The 511-nt window shown below is 44.4% G+C and carries 1 protein-coding gene; it reads left to right on the forward strand.

The genetic code is table 11. The features are described from left to right. The coding region (locus H5090_RS20565; protein ID WP_259395155.1) for an EF-Tu/IF-2/RF-3 family GTPase at positions 1 to 511 on the forward strand (511 nt) is incomplete at both ends.

Genomic DNA, 511 nt, shown 5'->3' on the forward strand with positions numbered 1-511 from the left:
CGTGGTACTGTTGTAACTGGTCGTGTTGAAGCTGGTATCATCCGCATCAATGACGAAGTAGAAATTGTTGGTATCAATGATACAACTCGTTCTACTTGTACTGGTGTTGAAATGTTCCGTAAGCTTCTTGACGAAGGTCGTGCTGGTGAGAACATTGGTGCACTTCTACGTGGTACTAAGCGTGAAGACGTTGAACGTGGTCAAGTACTAGCTAAGCCTGGTTCAATCAACCCACATACTACATTCACTTCAGAAGTATACGTACTTTCTAAAGATGAAGGTGGTCGTCATACTCCATTCTTCAAAGGTTACCGTCCACAGTTCTACTTCCGTACAACTGACGTAACTGGTGACGTACAGTTACCAGAAGGCGTAGAAATGGTAATGCCTGGTGATAACATCAAGATGACAGTAACTCTAATCGCACCAATCGCGATGGATGAAGGTCTTCGTTTTGCTATCCGTGAAGGTGGTCGTACTGTAGGTGCTGGTGTTGTAGCAACTATCGTAG

Origin of the sequence: Pseudoalteromonas sp. SR43-5, assembly GCF_014163835.1 — a bacterium.
Taxonomy (GTDB): domain Bacteria; phylum Pseudomonadota; class Gammaproteobacteria; order Enterobacterales; family Alteromonadaceae; genus Pseudoalteromonas; species Pseudoalteromonas distincta.